The organism is Glutamicibacter sp. JC586, assembly GCF_009805585.1.
Classification (GTDB): Bacteria; Actinomycetota; Actinomycetes; order Actinomycetales; family Micrococcaceae; genus Glutamicibacter.
This window is the reverse complement of the sequence record NZ_VHIN01000002.1, coordinates 352733-368815: the sequence shown is the minus strand read 5'-3', so window position 1 is coordinate 368815 and position 16083 is coordinate 352733. Positions and strand designations below refer to the sequence as shown.

General features: G+C 54.6%; 12 protein-coding genes and 1 pseudogene. 4 read left to right on the top strand and 9 right to left on the bottom strand.

Annotated elements, in window-relative coordinates; genetic code table 11:
* The first annotated feature begins 22 nt into the window (after nucleotides 1-22).
* Together FJV47_RS01900 and FJV47_RS01895 are read left to right on the top strand one after the other, a co-directional pair.
* A complete protein-coding gene (locus FJV47_RS01900) occupies nucleotides 23-3049 on the top strand; it encodes a bifunctional [glutamine synthetase] adenylyltransferase/[glutamine synthetase]-adenylyl-L-tyrosine phosphorylase (protein ID WP_159609490.1) in 3027 nt (1008 codons plus the stop codon).
* Nucleotides 3050-3054: 5 nt separating this feature from the next.
* Nucleotides 3055-3543 carry a DUF1990 family protein gene (locus FJV47_RS01895; protein WP_159609488.1) on the top strand — a complete coding sequence of 163 codons (489 nt, stop codon included), beginning with the start codon at nucleotides 3055-3057 and terminating at the stop codon, nucleotides 3541-3543.
* Here FJV47_RS01895 and FJV47_RS01890 read toward each other — a convergent pair.
* On the bottom strand, nucleotides 3530-3898 hold the full coding sequence (locus FJV47_RS01890) for a hypothetical protein (RefSeq protein WP_159609486.1): 369 nt from the start codon (nucleotides 3896-3898) through the stop codon (nucleotides 3530-3532). The two genes, FJV47_RS01895 and FJV47_RS01890, sit on opposite strands and share 14 nt — an antisense overlap.
* A gap of 91 nt (nucleotides 3899-3989) precedes the next feature.
* The gene (gene glnA, locus FJV47_RS01885; RefSeq protein WP_159609484.1) at nucleotides 3990-5414 is read right to left on the bottom strand and encodes a type I glutamate--ammonia ligase; all 1425 of its coding nucleotides are present in this window, start codon (nucleotides 5412-5414) and stop codon (nucleotides 3990-3992) included.
* 284 nt (nucleotides 5415-5698) lie between these two features.
* Here glnA and FJV47_RS01880 point away from each other — a divergent pair, with 284 nt between their 5' ends.
* Nucleotides 5699-6136, top strand: a complete 438-nt coding sequence (locus FJV47_RS01880; protein WP_159609482.1) for an RDD family protein — start codon at nucleotides 5699-5701, stop codon at nucleotides 6134-6136.
* A 70-nt stretch (nucleotides 6137-6206) separates the two neighbouring features.
* Here the strand turns inward: FJV47_RS01880 and FJV47_RS01875 are convergent, their stop codons facing one another.
* The 3 genes and pseudogenes from FJV47_RS01875 to lipB form a co-directional block, all read right to left on the bottom strand.
* Nucleotides 6207-6959, bottom strand: a complete 753-nt coding sequence (locus FJV47_RS01875) for a DUF4191 domain-containing protein (RefSeq protein WP_159609480.1) — start codon at nucleotides 6957-6959, stop codon at nucleotides 6207-6209.
* Between the two features lie 167 nt (nucleotides 6960-7126).
* Nucleotides 7127-8125 carry a lipoyl synthase gene (lipA, locus tag FJV47_RS01870; protein WP_159609478.1) on the bottom strand — a complete coding sequence of 333 codons (999 nt, stop codon included), beginning with the start codon at nucleotides 8123-8125 and terminating at the stop codon, nucleotides 7127-7129.
* A gap of 32 nt (nucleotides 8126-8157) precedes the next feature.
* Nucleotides 8158-8817: pseudogene (lipB, locus tag FJV47_RS01865) on the bottom strand (lipoyl(octanoyl) transferase LipB); the annotation flags it as partial.
* Nucleotides 8818-9057: 240 nt separating this feature from the next.
* Between lipB and FJV47_RS01860 the strand changes: the two are divergent.
* On the top strand, nucleotides 9058-10422 hold the full coding sequence (locus FJV47_RS01860; RefSeq protein WP_159609474.1) for a protein kinase: 1365 nt from the start codon (nucleotides 9058-9060) through the stop codon (nucleotides 10420-10422).
* A gap of 75 nt (nucleotides 10423-10497) precedes the next feature.
* On the opposite strand, the gene FJV47_RS01855 is transcribed toward FJV47_RS01860, so the two are convergent.
* The 4 genes from FJV47_RS01855 to FJV47_RS01840 all read right to left on the bottom strand — a co-directional run bounded on the left by FJV47_RS01855 (nucleotide 10498) and on the right by FJV47_RS01840 (nucleotide 15991).
* A complete protein-coding gene (locus FJV47_RS01855; protein ID WP_159609472.1) occupies nucleotides 10498-10848 on the bottom strand; it encodes a hypothetical protein in 351 nt (116 codons plus the stop codon).
* Nucleotides 10849-10957: 109 nt separating this feature from the next.
* A complete protein-coding gene (gene sucB / locus FJV47_RS01850; RefSeq protein ID WP_159609470.1) occupies nucleotides 10958-12697 on the bottom strand; it encodes a 2-oxoglutarate dehydrogenase, E2 component, dihydrolipoamide succinyltransferase in 1740 nt (579 codons plus the stop codon).
* A gap of 117 nt (nucleotides 12698-12814) precedes the next feature.
* A complete protein-coding gene (gene lpdA / locus FJV47_RS01845) occupies nucleotides 12815-14194 on the bottom strand; it encodes a dihydrolipoyl dehydrogenase (protein WP_159609468.1) in 1380 nt (459 codons plus the stop codon).
* A 285-nt stretch (nucleotides 14195-14479) separates the two neighbouring features.
* Nucleotides 14480-15991, bottom strand: a complete 1512-nt coding sequence (locus tag FJV47_RS01840; RefSeq protein WP_159609466.1) for a leucyl aminopeptidase — start codon at nucleotides 15989-15991, stop codon at nucleotides 14480-14482.
* Nucleotides 15992-16083 lie beyond the last annotated feature (92 nt).

Sequence of the window (16083 nt, the reverse complement as noted above, 5' to 3'; positions counted from 1 at the left end):
TGTGGAAGAAACGCACATCACCATGCCTGAAGTATCCTCACGATCACTGATCAACGCTGGATTCAGCGATATCGAACGGGCCAAGAAGTTCTTACAATCAGAGGAACTGGCTCCGATAGATTCGACGCTGATCGTGAGCAAGATGGCTCATGCGCCAGATCCGGACCAGGCATTGCTGTTGGCTTTGCGACTCGTGGATCGTCATCCTGAAGCCATCAAGATTTTCATGGATCCGCAGAGTTGTCAGGGTTTGGTCAGGCTCTTGGGAAGCTCTTCTGCACTGGGCGAATTTCTAATCCGTTGCCCCGAGGCCTTAGAGACGGTACGCACCGCACCTTCCACCGAGTTTGTTCAAGAAACTTCCAAGCAGTTGGTGCACAGCATGCTCGAATCTATCGAGGCCACACGGACCCAGGGTGGCCATTGGGTCTCCTCTCATATCGGCGTTGAAGGTCGCCAACGCTTGCGCACCAGTTATCGCAAGGCATTGCTCTCCCTGGCCCATCGTGATCTGGGGGCGAGCAACCCGCAAAGGATCTTACCTAACGTGGCTGCGGAACTAGCCGATATGGCCGGGGCGGCGCTTGAAGGTGCATTGGCCATTGCTCGTGCTGAGGCCGGCGAACAATACGATCCGAACGATGTAGACCGCGTGAAGATCTCCATCATCGGCATGGGTAAATGCGGAGCACGCGAGCTGAACTACATTTCCGATGTCGACGTGATCTACGTGCATGGTTCCGCGCCGGGCATCGAGGAAGATCTCGCTTCAGCCATCGCCACCGTGATTTGCGGCAACACCGCGCGCGCGTTGATGGTTCCAGGCCCTGAACCGATGCTCTGGGAAGTGGACGCGAACCTGCGTCCCGAGGGCAAGGACGGTGCGCTGACCCGTACCCTGTCCTCGCATGAGGCCTACTACCGTCGATGGGCTCATTCTTGGGAGTTCCAAGCTCTGCTCAAGGCTCGTTGTATTGCTGGTGACCCTGACTTGGGACGCTCGTATGAGCGGATGGTTTCCCCGATGGTGTGGTCCAGCTCTGAAAGAGACGGTTTCGTCGAATCCGTTCAAGCTATGCGCCGCCGGGTCAGCGACAACATATCCAAAGATGATGTTCCCTGGCAGATTAAACTTGGCCCCGGTGGTCTACGCGACGTTGAATTTACCGTACAACTTCTGCAACTGGTGCACGGCCGAGTTGACCAAGACATCCAGGTTCCCACCACCACCCTGGCAATTCATGCCCTAAGTGATAGCGGGTATATCGGGCGCGAAGACGCAACAAACTTTGACGATTCATACCGTTTCCTACGGCTTTTGGAGCACCGCATTCAGCTCAGTCAGTTGCGCCGTACGCACCTGATGCCACGAGTAGAAGCTGCCCAACGGGTGCTTGCGCGTTCCATTCGCGGGGCTGCGGATCTTCAGCCAACCAGCCCGGAAAAGCTGATGCGCCGCTGGAACGAAACAAAGCGCATGGTGCGTTCACTTCATGAGCGAATCTTCTACCGCCCGCTACTGGTCAGCAGCTCCAACCTTTCTGCAGATGACGTTAGGTTGACTGCCGAGTCGGCGCAAGCCCGCTTACGCGCCTTAGGCTATCTCGACCCCAAGGCGGCAATGCGCCACATTGAGGCATTAACCGGGGGAGTATCACGTAGGTCTTCGCTTCAACGACAGCTACTACCGGTACTCCTCGACTGGTTTGCCCGAGGCGTAGACCCGGATGCCGGATTGCTCGGTTTCCGTCGTCTCAGCGAATCCTTGGGCAAAACTCATTGGTTCTTAGGCATGCTTCGCGATACGAACGCGGCCGCAGAGCGACTAAGTCATTTGTTGTCTAATACACGCTTCCTTACTGATCTGTTGGCCAATGAACCGGCAGCCGCCGCATGGTTAGGCTCCGACGCATCTTTGGCTCCTCAGAGTCTTGAGAGCCTATTGCAACAGAACCAGTCCATCATTCATCGGACCAAGCAGCCAGAAAGTGCCATCCGAATGATTCGAATGGTTCGTCGGCGTGAATTCCTCCGTGTGGCTTTGGCGGATGGAGCAGGGCTACTGACAGTTGATGAAGTCGGTCAGGCTCTTTCAAATATTGATGGCGCGATGATTGACGGAGTACTCAAAGTTCTGTTGAGTGCCGATCAAGAAAAGCACGGTCAGCAAGCGGTCATTTCGGTGATTGCGATGGGACGCCAAGGCGGGCGAGAAATCGGTTATGGCTCGGACGCAGACGTTCTCTTTGTCCAGCGTGCTGTCCCCGGAGCCCAGGCTCAGGCTGCTCAGGAACAGGCTTTGCGTGTGGTGACCGACCTAGTTTCGTGGACCTCCAAGCCGTTGAAGCCCGCGATCCCTGCCGAAGTGAAGTTGAAGGTCGATTCTGACCTTCGTCCCGAGGGCCGCCAGGGCATCCTGGTTCGTTCCATTGACGCGTACGAGACGTACTACTCACGCTGGGTGGAAGTGTGGGAGCGCCAAGCTTTACAACGGGCGCGCCCATTTGCAGGCGATGCCACCTTGGCCGAGGACTTTATCGCTCTGATCAAACCTGTTCGTTATGGAAAAGGATTAGAAGAGAGCGAGATCCGTGATATTCGCAAGATCAAAGCCCGTGTCGAATCTGAGCGATTGCCTCGCGGAGCTGACCCGAACAGGCACCTGAAATTGGGGCGTGGTTCGCTCTCCGATGTCGAATGGCTTGTCCAGTTCTATCAGCTGCAGTACGCGTGGAGACATGAGGAACTGCGGACTACCTCTACATTGTGCGCTCTGGAAGAGCTAGCGAAGCTTGAATTGATCTCAGATGATGACGCGCAACAGCTGGCAGTAGCGTGGCGTCTAGCTACCCGGATTCGTAGCGCCGAAATCATCACCTCAGGACGTTCTAGTGATGTCTTGCCTAGTTCTTCGCGTGATATGGAAGCAGTGGCCAGATGGTGCGGATACGAGCCACACTTTGGGGCGGAGCTTGAGGAAGACTACCTCAGGGCAACCCGCCATGCCAGAAGCATTTTTGAAGTCCTTTTTTACGGATTTGAAGACTAGCTCTTATGTCATTGACCCAGATTCATCAGGAGCAATGGACAGCTCATCCCACTGGTTATAGACGCTGGGAACGACGGATCTGTCTGGGGACCTCAGATGCCTTCTGGGAGCGGTGCACAGAAGCGTTGCTTCATTGGGAAATCAAGACGCGTAGTGGGTTTTCTGTCGTGGGCAATCCACGGGTGGTGCAAGGAGCGAAACCTCAGCTCCGGGCCATCATCGGTCCGTGGTCTATTGAAGAGCCAATCGAAGTCGTGGACGTACTCGAATCTTACTCACGGGTCGGATTTGCTTACGCAACGCGTAGCGGACATCCGGTAAGCGGGGAAGAAGCTTTTATTTTGTTCCGAGAGGGCGACGAGGTCTTTTTGGAGATTCGCTCGCTCACCGCTGCCTCGGATCATCGAGGGTTCAGGGCGATGTTTCCTTTGCTACTAGTAGCCCAGTTCTTCACTCGTCGACGCTACGCCACAGCTTTACTCAAGGACGTTTAACGCTCGTGAGCCTTTGAGATACATCGGGCCACGGGATATGTATTCGCTGGGTAGACTCTAGCGCTTTGACGCGAAGCGCGTTAGCCAACACGATGCCGTCGGGCGATACTTCTAGAATGGTTAGCTCGTCACCAACCACTGCTTCTTGCCCGTCAAGGATCCAAAGGTTCATCAGCTCGCCTATGCCGCGGTCTTCAACTAGCGCCTCGGCCACTGCATAGTCGCTAGGTTCGCCAATCTGCTGTCCCAAGATGTTGCGGGGGACTACTACGTCGTAGTTGGAGGTCACAGGATCTAGGTATCCCACGGTTTCGCCGTCATCACGCTGCACACTGACCCAATTTCCTGGTTCCATAACAACAGGCTATCAACGAGAAAAGCTGGGTCCCACCAATTGGTGGGACCCAGCTTTGACTAATCTGTCTGCGATAACCGCAGATCAGTGATTAGCAGCCGTAGTAGAGCTCGAATTCAAATGGGTTCGGGCGCAGGCTTAGTGGCTTGATTTCGTTTTCACGCTTGTATTCGATCCAAGTCTGGACCAGGTCCTCGGTGAAGACACCGCCTTCAAGCAGGAACTCGTGATCAGCTTCCAGTGCCTTCAGAGCGTCTTCTAGGCTCTCTGGTGCGCGCTGGATGTCCTTAGCTTCTTCGGCAGGAAGCTCGTAGAGGTCCTTATCGATTGGCTCTGCTGGTTCGATGCGGTTCTTGATGCCGTCCAGGCCTGCCATCAGCTGTGCAGCGAACGCCAAGTATGGGTTCGAGGAAGCATCTGGTGCGCGGAACTCAATGCGCTTTGCCTTAGGGTTCGAACCAGTGATTGGGATACGGATACCAGCCGAGCGGTTACCCTGCGAGTAAACCATGTTGACTGGAGCTTCGAAGCCCTTGACCAGACGACGGTAGGAGTTCACGGTTGGGTTGGTGAATGCAAGCACTGCGTCAGCGTGCTTCAGCAGACCACCGATGTACCAGCGAGCAACGTCGGACAGGCCAGCGTAACCCTTTTCGTCGTAGAACAGTGGCTCGCCACCGGTCCACAGCGACTGGTGGACGTGCATGCCCGAACCGTTGTCACCGAAGACTGGCTTTGGCATGAAGGTTGCGGACTTGCCCCAAGCGTCAGCGGTGTTCTTCACGATGTACTTGAAGAGCATCAGTTCGTCCGCGGCGTGAACCATGGTGTTGAACTTGTAGTTGATCTCAGCCTGGCCGGCAGCGCCAACTTCGTGGTGGCTACGCTCTACCTCAAGGCCTGCCTTATCCAGCTCAACGCAGATTGCGTCGCGCAGATCGGCCTGCTTGTCGGTTGGTGCAACTGGGAAGTAGCCGCCCTTGAAAGCAGTCTTGTAACCCCGGTTGCCGCCCTCTTCCTTGCGGCCGGTGTTCCATGGAGCTTCGTCGGAATCGATCGAGTAGAAGGCGCCTTCTGGCTTTGATTCGTAGCGAACGTCTTCGAAGATGAAGAATTCTGCTTCTGGAGCGAAGAATGCGGTATCAGCAATGCCGGTGGACTCGAGGTAGGCTTCGGCACGCTCTGCAACGCCACGTGGGTCGCGGTGGTAAGGCTCACCGGTACGTGGGTTGATGATGGAGAAGTTGAAAGCCAAGGTCTTCTCGATGCGGAATGGATCGATGAAGCCGGTGCTGACATCTGGGATCAACTGCATGTCTGATTCAGAGATGCCAGCGAAGCCGCGGATGGACGAGCCATCAAACAGCTGGCCATTGACGAAGAAGTCGGCGTCTACGGACTTTGCAGGCACGTTGAAATGCTGCTGTACGCCTGGCAGGTCGGTGAAACGGATATCGACGAACTTGATGTCCTCTTCGGCAATATATGCCAAGACTTCTTCTGGACTGGTAAACATGTGCAGGTGACTCCCTGGTGAGATATGAGTTGTGGTAAACAGAACTATCAGACAGATTGGTCCGACTGGTTCTCTTGCTTACAAATAGAGCTTACTCATAATCCGTTTCTGAATGGTGTCTCTATTGTTTCCGGCCTGTTACAAAGGTAACGCTTCGGGATGTCGCGTGCCTCTGATTAGGCATGATTCGATTCGTAACAAACTGTCTTTGAGGCCATGCTTGCTATTTAGGGTGTCTGAAGTGCCGTGCAACAACGCACAGAAACCCTCGATAGACTGAGAACGTGGAAAGAAAAGACTTCAGTTCGTGGCTTGAAGGCCCGCCACAGCATAGTACCCAGCAGTGGCCCGGCCAAGATCTCGGGCGTCCCGAAAAAGGTCCGGGTTCCATCGGACGCTTCCCTAGAAGAGTCGGAGCGCTGTTTATCGACTGGGGTTTATCAATGTTGGTCAGTTGGTTGCTCTTTGACCTCGCCGACATAGCGACGTTGCTACTATTCTGCGTCGGACAAATTGTTGGTGTCGGGTTTACGGGTCACACGATTGGCCACAGAACCTTTGGACTGCAGGTGCAATCAATGGATGGAACAGCGCTCAAGCCATTGCAGGGACTTATTCGATCTGTACTGCTGTGCTTGGCTATTCCCGTGTTCATTACGGACAAGGATCAGCGCGGTCTTCATGATCGGCTACCCAAGAGCATTCTGGTCAATATTCGATAGCGCAGAAATCAAAGATAAAGAAGAAGCCGCAACAGGAAAATCCTGTTGCGGCTTCTTCTTTATCTAGTTCTTAGCGACCACGGGTTGCGCGGCGGTTTGGCCTAGCGCGGTTTGGATCGACACCCTTAGGAATTGGCAGGCGATTGGCAGTCAACGTGCTCAGACGCTTATCGATTGCGCTAACCTCAAGCTTGGTAATGGCCTTAGGCAACTTCTTCATTTCCTTGGCAACATTGACCAAGCTAGTTTGGTCCTCGTCCTGTCCAGCGTTGATAACGTGGATTGGAACGTTAGGCAGTACTCGAGCAATTCGCTTGCGCTCAGAGCCCACAATTTCGCGAACACGGTTCTTTGGACCTTCAGAAACAAGAACAACGCCTGGACGTCCGACAGCGAGGAAAACCAAATCCTGGTGGCGGTTGTAAGCTACTGGCTCCTGCTTCAGGATCCAGCCACGACGCAACACGCTCATGGCAGCGCCGGCGGCACCGGGACGACCTTCCAACTGAGAGAAGGCGGCTCTTTCAGCACGGCGTGACATGATGAACATTGCCGCAAGAAGTGCTAGCGGAATAGCAATGATCAACATGGTGATCCAGTTGTTGATCAAGATACCGATGACCAAACAGACGGCAATTACAGCCAAGGCAGCCAGAGCCATCCACCAAACAACCATAGGGTCATTACGGCGGGTCATCTGGAAGACTTGTCCGATTTGCTTCAATCGGCCCGGTTCTTTGTTCTGTTTCTCAGCTTTTGGTTTACGCGAAAACAGGCCGCGCTTTGATTGAGCAGCTGCTTCGTTGTCGGAGTTTTTGGCCATAGTGCCTTAATTCTACGCGATATTGATCAGAGTTCTAAGCCAAGCGCGTGGCAGGAAGAAAATCTTCTGCATGTGACGAAAAGTTCTTATGCCAAAGGCCCCGTACCAACAGTTCAAAACTGAACCAGCTGACTACGGGGCCTAGGACGAAAACGACCTACAGATTATTACTTGATCAGGGAAGCTGCTTCCTGTCGGGTGTTGCCCGAAGATTCGATGTGCGAGAGTTCTTCTGGAATCTCGCGTCCCTTCTTGCGCATGGCACCTGCCCAAAGCCGTCCGGCACGGTACGAAGAACGTACCAGCGGCCCGGACATGACGCCAGCAAAACCAATTTCCTCAGCTTCTTGCTGCAGTTCAATGAATTCCTGAGGAGTAACCCAGCGATCTACCGGCAGGTGAAGGTCGGTAGGGCGCAGGTACTGAGTCAGCGTCAGCAAATCGCAACCTGCCTCATGCAAGTCGCGCATTGCCTCAGAGATCTCTTCACGAGTCTCTCCCATACCTAGGATTAGGTTCGACTTTGTGATCAGGCCACGATTACGGCCGTGAGAAATTACGTCCATTGAACGGTCGTAGCGGAAAGCCGGACGAATGCGCTTGAAAATGCGCGGAACAGTTTCTACGTTGTGCGCGTAAACTTCAGGAGCGGAATCGCAAATGGCGTCCAGATTCTCTGGCTTTCCGGAGAAATCAGGAATCAGCAACTCAACACCGGTGGTGGGGTTCATTTTGTGAATCTGACGGACGGTTTCTGCATAGAGCCAGACGCCTTCGTCTTCAAGATCATCGCGGGCAACACCAGTGACTGTTGCGTAACGCAGGTCCATCTTCTTCACGCTCAAAGCGACCTTAAAAGGTTCCGAACGATCAATTGGTGAAGGTTTACCGGTAGCGATCTGGCAGAAGTCACAGCGTCGAGTACATTCGGACCCGCCGATAAGGAATGACGCTTCTCGGTCTTCCCAGCACTCAAAGATATTCGGGCAGCCTGCTTCTTCGCAGACTGTGTGCAGCCCTTCGGACTGCACGAGGTTCTTCAAACCAACGTATTCAGGACCAATGTTCAGCTTGGCTTTGATCCACTCGGGCTTTCGTTCCACGGGCACTGCTGCGTTGCGCTTTTCAACGCGAAGCATTCGGCGGCCTTCTGGTGCGACGCTCATTATCGGCTCTTTCTTTCGGAGGGAATGATTGTCTAGACGACTTGAGGGGTAAGAAGTCGTTCGAGTTCGATCTGCACGCGATCGACGATGTCTTCGGGGGTTACAGTTCGTCCCAGCTCGGCGGAAATTGTGGTGACGCCGGCATCGGTGATTCCGCACGGAATGATTTGATCGTAACTGGTGAGCTCATTGGAGCAGTTCAGTGCAAATCCATGCATCGTGACGCCTTGACTGATGCGAAGGCCAATTGCAGCTATCTTTCGGTCCTGCTCGCCATCTTTACCTGGAACCCAAACTCCGGAACGACCCTTGATTTGAGCGGTAGGGATACCTAGTTCACTGACGACATTGATCAGTGCTTCCTCGATAGTTTCGACGTAGAGGCGAATCGCGCTCTTTTTGCGAAGCTTAACAATGGGATAGCCAACCAACTGACCTGGTCCGTGCCAGGTGAGCTTACCTCCGCGGTCCACGTCCACAACCGGAGTGCCGTCTAAGGGAAGATCCTCTGGTTCGGTCCTCTTGCCCGCCGTGTAAACCGCTTCGTGTTCAAGGAACAAAACTCGTGGGGACTCTATGTCCTCGAGTACCGCTTCGTGCAACTGGATTTGGTAGTCCCAGGCTTCCATATAGGGCACAAATTTTGAGCCTAGTCCGACTCGTTCGAATTCGATCGCCATGATGGTTACCCTACGCTGATGTCCTTGCTGTCGCTAATCCGAGTTGGGAACCATTAACTGTGGATAACCAGATTGTGTTTCCTATTTTTGGACTACAACTGAGTCATGAATGAATCAACGAATGTCCTATCGTGGCCGATTAGTCCGGGGTATGTCACTGTCAAGCCCTTAAGTGCCAAGTCACCATGCAAAGTATGGTTGCTTCGTCGCGAGCGTGACCAGAGTTACATGGTGCTAAAACTGAGTTTGACTATGGAGAACGTCACCTCGTTAAGACAGAATTCGATAGCTCAGACGAGGAAATATGTCGTCGAATTTTACGGGACCTTATCGACACAATTGGGTGACGGGTTACTCATGGAATATTGCCCGGGAGGGAGTCTCGCTGACCTGGTTCACAATCGGGGCGTCTTTAGCCTCGGCGAATGTATTACGGCCTTGGCTCCCGTTGCCCAAACGGTGTCTGTCATGCATTCTAACGGTACGCGACATGGCGATCTATCACCGGCCAATGTCCTACTGACGGCCAGCGGAATGCCTAAAATAATCGATTTTCAAGAATCAGCTACTGCGGAGCAAGAAGGCTCCGGCGCAGGCACACCGGGATTTTTGGCCCCCGAATCACGCGCAGGGGCCTTGGAAAGTCAGGTGGGGGAGCAGGACGTCTATTCTCTGGCTACTTGCCTGTGGTTTTTACTCTCCGGGCAGCCACCCGACCCAGAACTAATCAGGCCTCCGGCCAGCGTAAAGTTCCCCATGCTTCCGGAGATTCTCCACGAGCTACTAATCGAATCTTTGAACGAAGATCCGGGCTGCCGCCCTACAGCTGAACAGTTCGCGAGAACTCTATTTTCCTGTGCTGACGCCGAACCAATTCATTGGGAAGGGCACGTCAGCGAGGAAGCCACCCACTTGATGGAAACCATTCACCCTGACGTCAGTGGAGGGCAACGCCGAAACCGTAGTCAGCATAAGCAGAACCGGACAAGATACAAGCTGCTGGCTGGGTCTGAAGCAAGTGCAAATCTGCACAAACTACGTCGTACCCCTGGTGGAATCAAAGTGGCGGCGGCTTTGGTTCTAGGGTTATCAGTGCTCGGCGGCAGTCTTGTGGGTGTCAATCACCTTCGAGCCGCCATAGCCTCTGACCCCAGCGCTAAAGCAGCAGCCCCTCTCGACCAGCCAAGCTGCCGAATAGATGATGCGGGCCATGAACCTGCCTGTATCGTGCAACAAGACACCGTTACCTCGGCATTTCTGGATCTGACGAAAAGGCGCGATGACGCCATGAGTGCGATGAACGAGAAAAAGTTGAAAACTATCTATGCGCCGGGCTCAGCTCAACTCAAACGTGATCTGGAGACGATATCTACCTTGCGGGAAATGAAACTAATATTTGATGGTCTGGGCACCCGAATGGAGGATGTAACGGTGACTGCTCGAGGCCAGGGCAATACGGTGATGCTTGCAGCGACTTCAACGCAATCTGATTATGCGTATCAGGATCTCAAAGGTAAGCATGTGCACACAGTCAAATCTACCGGTCCTCAACGGGTTGAGATCGAGCTCGTGTTGATTGAAGAGCATTGGAGAATTGGCAAGGTTATTCGCCGTTAAACATCATTGACAGGAACCGAAGTCCAGTGCGGTTTGTGCACTGAATCCGATTCCTGCCAAAGGATAGGGCGTTGTTTAGACCCAGAGGGTGGCTACGGCAATGTTGATGAATGCCATGCCACCGACGGCGTGAGCGATACCAGTCGATACCTCTTCGCCGGCCTTGATCTTCTTGCGACCAATGAACGCGGCAACGGCAATGACGAGCGCGATGATGACCTTGACCGCAATCTTTGCATGATTTACTGGATCGGTACCAGCTTCGGCGATACCTACCAAGGCAAGGCCGGTAACCAATTGAGCCAAAGCACCGTACCACTGCCATACGTTGACGGTTGGAGTCTTGAAGTTTGCTAGCCAACCACCGAAGATCGCAGCAGCGCCAAGGATGTGCACAAATACCAAAATGACTTTAAGGAATTCCATAGTCCTAGCCTAATCTAAATTCGACGTATCGTAGAAAAACAAAGATCGTCCCTGCTGAATAGTTCAGCAGGGACGATCAATGGTTAGGCCTTGAAGCCGGATCTAAGACTTAGAGTCCTAGGTCGCCCTCAAATGCGCCACCCTCAAGGCGAGCCTTGACGGTCTGCAGGAAGCGACCTGCATCGGCGCCGTCAACCAAACGGTGATCGTAGGTCAAGCACAGGTACATCATGTGGCGGATTGCAATCGAATCATTGCCATCAGCATCGGTGATAACCATTGGACGCTTGACGATTGCACCGGTGCCCAAGATAGCTACCTGAGGCTGGTTGATGATTGGGGTATCGAACAACGCGCCAACCGAACCGATGTTGGTGATCGAGAAGGTGCCGCCCGACAGCTCATCTGGACCGATCTTGTTGCTGCGGGTACGTGCAGCAACGTCAGCGATGCGCGAAGCCAGACCGGCAAGGTTCAGATCCCCAGCGTTCGATACGACTGGAACCAGTAGGCCCTTGTCGGTGTCGACAGCAAATGCCAAGTGCTCGGCATTGTGGTAGGTGATCTGCTGAGTCTCTTCGTTGTACTCTGCGTTCAGCTTCGGGTGAGCCTTCAGGCCTTCGGCAACAGCCTTGGCGATGAATGGCAGGTAAGTCAGGTTCACGCCGTTGGTGGCCTTGAAGCTGGACTTAGCCGAACCGCGCAGCTTGACGATGCGGGTCATGTCGATCTCGTGGACCTGGGTCAGCTGAGTCGAAACGTCCAGCGATTCACGCATACGACGGGCGATCACCTGACGGATGCGTGGAGCCTTCTCGGTGGTTCCGCGCAGCGAGGAAGCCTCGACAGCTGGGGCAGCAGCCTTGGCTGCAGGTGCAGCTGCTGGAGCTGACGAAGCTGCTGGTGCAGCTGATTCCTTTGCAGAAACTGCGTCAAGCACGTCCTGCTTGCGGATGCGACCGCCAACGCCAGTGCCCTTGACCGAAGCGATATCGATATCGTGCTGGTTAGCAAGACGGCGAACCAGTGGCGTTACGTAGCCCGACTCGTTGTTCGACTCTGCGGCAGGAGCAGCTGGTGCTTCTTCCTTGGCTGGAGCTGCTGGAGCTGCTGGAGTAGCTGGTGCGACAGGCGCAGCAGGTGCTTCTTCCTTGGCTGGAGCTGCAGGAGCAGCAGGAGCCTCTTCCTTGGCGGGTGCAGCTGGTGCCTCTTCCTTGGCAGGTGCAACAGCGCCAGCGGCACCGATAACTGCAAGAACAGCGCCTACTTCAGCGGTCTCATCTTCAGGAACGCGGATTTCCAGCAGGGTACCGGCAACTGGGGAAGGAACTTCAGTGTCAACCTTGTCGGTGGATACCTCAAGCAATGGCTCGTCGACGGCTACTTCTTCGCCAACTTCCTTCAGCCAACGGGTAACGGTACCTTCGGTGACCGATTCGCCCAGTGCTGGCAGGGTAACCTCGGTGCCCGAAGCAGAGCCAGTGGATTCAGCGGCAGCAGGTGCCTCTTCCTTGGCTGGAGCTTCTTCAGTTGCTGGAGCAGCTGGTGCTTCTTCCTTGGCTGGTGCTTCTTCAGCAGCAGGGGCAGCAGGAGCGGCTTCGCCAGATCCTGAACCGTCGCCAATGCGAACCAATGGGGCGCCAACTTCAGCGTCCTCGTCCTCGGCCACGAAGATTTCCTCGATAACGCCGGCAACTGGCGAAGGAACTTCAGTGTCTACTTTGTCAGTGGAAACTTCCACCAACGGCTCGTCTACCTCTACACGGTCGCCAACCTGCTTCAGCCAGCGAGTTACCGTACCTTCGGTAACGCTTTCACCCAGTGCGGGTAGGTTTACGGTTTCAGACATCGTCCCGTATCTCCTTGGTTTTTAAAATCTTGAATTGTGGGTGGAGGCTGAGCCTCCGAGCTTTGTGCACTAGGCAGCGCGTTCAGTGAACGCGCTGCCTAGTGGTTTCAAAAGCTATTAGCCGTGCAGTGCAGCGCCGGCCAGAGCCATAGCTGCCTCGCCCAAAGCTTCGTTCTGGGTTGGGTGTGCATGGATCAGCGGGGAGATGTCTTCTGGGTATGCTTCCCAGTTAACAATCAACTGTGCTTCGCCGATCTGCTCACCGATGCGACCGCCGATGCCGTGAACGCCAACGATTGGGCCGTTCTTGACGCGAACCATCTTGATGAGGCCACTGGTGCCCAAGATGGCGGACTTACCGTTACCGGCGAGGTTGTACTCGGTGGTTTCGATCTGGTCGGCGCCGAACTTCTCTTTAGCCTTTGGCTCGGAGTAGCCTACGGATGCAATCTCAGGTTCGCAGAAGGTGACCTTCGGGATGTTGATGTCCTCGATGATCGCTGGCTTCTGGCCGTTGATTTCTTCGATCACGAAACGACCATGCTGGTAACCGCGGTGTGCAAGCTGTACGCCTGGGACGATGTCGCCAATTGCGTAAACGTTGCCGACGCCGGTGTGCAGGCGCTCGTCGGTGATCACGAAGCCGCGATCGATGGTGATGCCCTGCTCTTCGAAGCCAAGACCCTCGGTGACTGGACCGCGACCAACTGCAACCAGAACGATGTCTGCTTCCAGAACGTTGCCGTCTGCCAGCGAAACCTTAACGCCGTTGGCATCCTGCTCGACCTTTTCGAAGAAGACACCGGTGTTGAACTTGATACCGCGCTTCTTGAAAGCACGCTCCAAGGTCTTGATGATGGCTGGATCTTCGTTAGGAACCAGTGAAGGCAAGCCTTCAACGATGGTGACATCGACGCCGAACGAGTTCCATACAGAAGCGAATTCAACACCGATGACGCCGCCACCGAGCACGATGGCGCTCTTTGGCATGTCTTCCATGTTCAGTGCTTCGGTGCTGGTCATAACGCGGCCACCAATTTCAAGACCGAAGGTCTTGGAGGTGGAGCCGGTGGCCAAGATGATGTACTTGCCCTTGTAAACGGTGCCATCAACATCGATGGAATCCTGAGAGACAAGACGGCCGTTACCGGTGATAACGTTGACCTTCTTCATCTTGAGTAGGCCCTGAAGGCCCTTGTACTTTCCGGCTACGATGCCTTCCTTGTACTTACGCACGCCACCCAAGTCGATCGACTCGAGCGAGGAGTTGATGCCGTACTTGGCACCTTCGCGAGCGTTTTCAGCCAACTCTGCAGCGTGCAGGTAAGCCTTGGTTGGGATGCAGCCGGTGTGCAGGCAAGTGCCGCCCAGCTTTTCTTTTTCAATCAAGCCGACGGTGTAGCCCAGCTGGATGGCGCGCAATGCTGCCGAGTATCCAGCGGATCCACCGCCGAGGATGAGGACATCAAATTCTTGCGTTGCTGCCGAATCGGCCACGTGAACGCTCCCTCGTATTCGCTAAGTGAGGCCGGCTTTGGCCGACCAGGGGATCGGTCGCAGATCATTGGCAGCATGACGCTGGTTGGCGCGCACCAGTGATCCACGGTGATGTTTCAAAACTTACCTTAGTACCGCTTGCCCGTAAGAGTCACCTTCGGGGGCGTAAAAGTCAGGCATGTCTCTTATTTTTGACTTCATCCCGGCATCGGTAGGCAAACAACCTCGATGCCGGGAAGAGCTCTTCTGCAGCACCTACCTAAAAGGCAGAGTGCATAACGGTGCTTAATTTGCGGCGAGTTGCTCGGCGTAGGCGACCAGCGTCCGAACCTGGGAACCAGTTCCATTCTTAGGGGTGTAACCCCAAGCGCTACCTTCGTTAAATGCAGGACCCGCAAAGTCAATGTGTGCCCAAGGGATCTTCTTGCCATCAACTTCGCCGACGAATTCGTTAAGGAAGACAGCAGCCGTCATCATTCCGCCCATGCGCTCACCGATGTTGGCGAGATCGGCAACCTGAGATTCGATGCTTGGACGAAGTTCTTCAGGCAGTGGCATTGGCCAAGCGAGTTCGCCGACTTGGTCAGAGACCGCAACAAGGTCTTTGGTTACCTGAGACTCGCCCATGATGCCGGCGGTTCGCAAACCAAGTGCCAGCATCTGTGCACCGGTGAGTGTAGCGATATCGATCATGACATCTGGCTTCTCCAGGCTAGCTGCAGCCAAACCGTCCGCCATGACCAAGCGACCTTCGGCATCGGTGTTCAGGACTTCAACGGTCTTCCCACCGAACATGGTCAGGACATCACCTGGACGAGTCGACGCGCCACCTGGCATGTTTTCTGCCAAGCACAACCATGCGGTGACCTTGATGTTCAAGCCCAACTCGGCGACGGCTGCAACAGTCTGGAAGACTGCGGCAGCGCCGGACATGTCCGACTTCATGGCGTGCATGCCAGCTGCTGGCTTGAGCGAAGTGCCACCAGTGTCAAAGGTGATTCCCTTGCCGATTAGTGCGATGTGCTTGGTGGCCTTGGCAGGGGAGTACTCGACCTTGACAAGACGCGGCTGGCGAACTGAACCTCCACCAACGCCGAGTAGGCCGCCGAAGCCATCTTTAGCAAGACGCTTTTCATCCAATACGGTAACTTTCAGCGGCAGGGACTTGGAATAATCCTTGACCGCAGTGGCAAATGACTCAGGATAAAGTACGTTAGCCGGTGCGTTGATCAGGTCGCGGGTTGCGCGAACAGCACGTCCGAGTACCGCAGCGCGCTTGAGCAGGGCAGGAAGGTCCTTCGACGTGGCAACGGAAGTAACAATCTGAGCCTCGGCGAGTACAGGCTTCTCGCTCTTAGTTGAGCGGTGGTTCTCATAGCGGTAGCTGCCTAGGGCGATACCTTCAGCGATCGCGGCAACACGTTCTACCGAGTCGGAAGGCAGTGCGAAGATTGCGGTCTTGGCATTGCTCAGCTGACGTGCTGCCGAACCGGCGGCGCGACGAAGCTGTTCGTTGGTCAGTTCTGCTAGCTCTGCGACACCCAAACCAATGACCAACAAAACTTTGACCTTGGACCCTTCAACACCCGGGAGCAAGGTGACCTCGTCTGCCTTGCCGGTGGCGCCAAGTGCGGTCAGCGACTGCTCTAGCGAAGAAGTTGTTTCCGAAGTGAAAGGCGAGGCAACGACGGTTGCTTTCCCATCAGTCTTCAATACACCCAAAACGAGGGTATCTGCGCTCTTGCGCTTGATGTCAGTGCCGATGGCGCTCAAAGTGAGATCACTTGAGTTGATCACAAAATCATTCCTTCTGTGCCTTTGTAGGGTCTGAGGTCAAATGTTCCGCAATGGTGATGCGCAACTAAGTGCATGCTGTGGAGGCAAACACT